At 70.8% G+C, this 2,408-nt stretch carries 3 protein-coding genes; all 3 read right to left on the reverse strand.

The annotated features are described in order from the left end of the window. Positions 1-914 (reverse strand): NAD(P)/FAD-dependent oxidoreductase (locus A5624_RS11200; RefSeq protein ID WP_066866073.1); only part of this gene is annotated, 914 nt, incomplete at its 3' end. Next, positions 911-1,411: an isoprenylcysteine carboxyl methyltransferase family protein gene (locus A5624_RS11205; RefSeq protein WP_066866076.1), complete on the reverse strand. Its 501-nt coding sequence runs from the start codon at positions 1,409-1,411 to the stop codon at positions 911-913. The genes A5624_RS11200 and A5624_RS11205, both read right to left, overlap by 4 nt. A gap of 20 nt (positions 1,412-1,431) precedes the next feature. Next, a partial coding sequence (locus A5624_RS11210) for a type III polyketide synthase (RefSeq protein WP_066866078.1) occupies positions 1,432-2,408 on the reverse strand: 977 nt, incomplete at its 5' end.

Genomic DNA, 2,408 nt, shown 5'->3' on the forward strand with positions numbered 1-2,408 from the left:
AGCGCGCGGGTGAGCAGCCGGTAATCGCGGGTGATCCGGTGCCACGCCGTCTCGTATGCGGCCGGCCGCTCATTGACGATGGCGTCGACCGCCGCCGCGGACTGCTTGAACGCCAGGCTGATGCCCTCGCCGGTGAGCGCGTCCTCGTAGCCGGCCGCGTCCCCGACCAGCAGCACGCGCCCCGCCACCCGGCGCGAGACCACCTGCCGCAAGGGGCCGCAGCCGCGGGGCTGCCCCGGCTCGGCGCCGTGCAGCTGGCGGGCCAGCCGCGGGAACCACGCCGGGTCGGGCCGACCGCGCGACAGGATGGCCACCCCGACCAGGTCGGGCTCGACCGGTGTCACGTACGCCTCGCCCCAGCGCGACCAGTGCACCTCGACGAATTCCGACCAGGCCGGTACCCGGTAGTGCCAACGCACGCCGTAGCGGCGCGGCGTCCCCGCGGTCGCGGTGATTCCGACGGCGCGACGCACCTGTGAATGCAGCCCGTCGGCGGCCACCAACCATTTCGCGCGCACACCGGCGGCCGACACGCCGTGGGCGTCCTGCGCCACCTTCGTCACCCGCGCGCGGATCCAGTCGGTGTCCTGCTCCTTGGCGCGCGCGGCCAGCGCCGCGTGCAACGTCGTGCGGCGCACGCCGCGCCCCGGCCCGCCGCGAAATTGCGCCTGCGCTCGCCGCCGCTCACTCACGTACGCGATCCCGTGAAAGGGCATGCCGACGGGATCCACGCCCAGCGAGGTCAATTCGGCCAAGCCGCCCGGCATCAACCCCTCGCCACACGCCTTGTCGATGGGGCCGTCGCGCGGTTCGGCCACGATCACCGAAAGTCCTTGGCGGCGAGCGTGTAACGCCGTCGCCAGCCCGCCCGGGCCGCCGCCGACGATCAACAGGTCCGCGTCGTAATCGCTCACGTGTAGCCCAACGCCGAGTTCTCCACCTGTAGACGCACCCTGAGCAACGCGGCGTTGGCCAGCGTGAACAGCGCCGCGGTCAGCCACGCCGTGTGCACCAGCGGCAGTGCCAAGCCTTCGGCCACCACTGCAACATAGTTCGGGTGGTGCAGCCAGCGGTAGGGACCCTGACGCACCAGCGGCGCCTGCGGCAGCACGATCACGCGGGTGTTCCATCGCCGGCCCAGCGTCGTGATGCACCACCAGCGCAGCGCCTGGCTGGCCACCACCACCGCCAGCATCGGCCAGCCCAGCCACGCGATGAAGGGCCGGTGCAGCGCCCACGGCTCGACGAGGCAGCCGACCAGCAACGCGGTGTGAATGGTCACCATCACCGGATAGTGGGACCGGCCAAACTCCTTGGCGCCCTGCGTAAACGACCATCGCGCATTGCGGGTGGACACCACCAGCTCCGCCACGCGCTCCAGCCCGACCGCCAGCACCAGCAGGTAATACATGGCTACAGTCTTTACCAGCTCTACCAGGCCAGCAGCACCAGCTCGGAGCAGAACGCCGGGCCCATCGCGATCATCAACCCCATCGAGGCGGGCGGGGGCGGATCGGCGAGGTTGGCCGCGAGCACGTCGAGCACCGAGACCGACGACAGATTGCCGTTCTCGCGCAACGAGTTTCGTGTGTGGTCGAGAGCGGCCGGGGGAAGGTCCAGGACGCTCTCGACGGTCTCTATCACCCGCGGGCCCCCCGGGTGGCACACCCAGGTCGTCACATCGCGCGGGGTCAGCCCGTGGTCGGCGAGGAAATCGCGGACGTCGTCGCCCAGATACTTCTCGGCGATGGTGGCGACGTCGGCGGACAGCACGATCCGGAAGCCGTCGGCGCCGATCTTCCAGCCCATGATCTCCTCGGTATCGGGATAGAGGTGGCTGCGGGTGGCCAGCACGCGGGGACCGGTGTGTTCGCGGCCGGCGCGGTTGGCGCCCTCGGTGATCACCACCGCCGCCCCGTCCCCGAACAGGCTGGTGGCGACGAGATTGGCGACCGACTTGTCCTGGCGTTGAACGGTCAGCGAGCACAGCTCCACCGCGAGCAGCGCGGCCGTGTGATCGGGGAAGGCGCGCAGGTAGTCGTGCATGCGCGCCACGCCCGCCGCACCGGCCACACACCCCAGGCCGAACAGCGGGACACGCTTGACGTCGGGGCGCAGCCCGACCCGCGTCGCCAGCCGCGCCTCCAGCGTGGGAACCGCCAGCCCGGTGACCGTCGTGGAAAACACGATGTCGAGCTCCGATGGCTTGACCTTGGCCTCATCCAGCGCGGCCACCAGCGCCTGCTCGCCCAGGTCCAGCGCGACCTCGAGATAGGCGTCGTTGGCCTCGGTGAACCCGCTCAGCTCGCGATAGCGCGGCAGCCGCAACGCGGTGTTGCGGAACTCCACCCCGCTGCTCGACGCGAAACGGCGAAAGTCCGGACCGGCGATGTCGGTGAGCGCGCAGA

The sequence above is a fragment of the Mycobacterium sp. 1482292.6 genome (genome assembly GCF_001672995.1).
GTDB classification, from domain to species: domain Bacteria; phylum Actinomycetota; class Actinomycetes; order Mycobacteriales; family Mycobacteriaceae; genus Mycobacterium; species Mycobacterium europaeum_A.

What these genes read in the sequence shown, in the direction of transcription:
- A5624_RS11205 (WP_066866076.1), bottom strand. Translation starts at nt 1,411, where the DNA reads ATGTATTACCTGCTGGTGCTGGCGGTCGGGCTGGAGCGCGTGGCGGAG.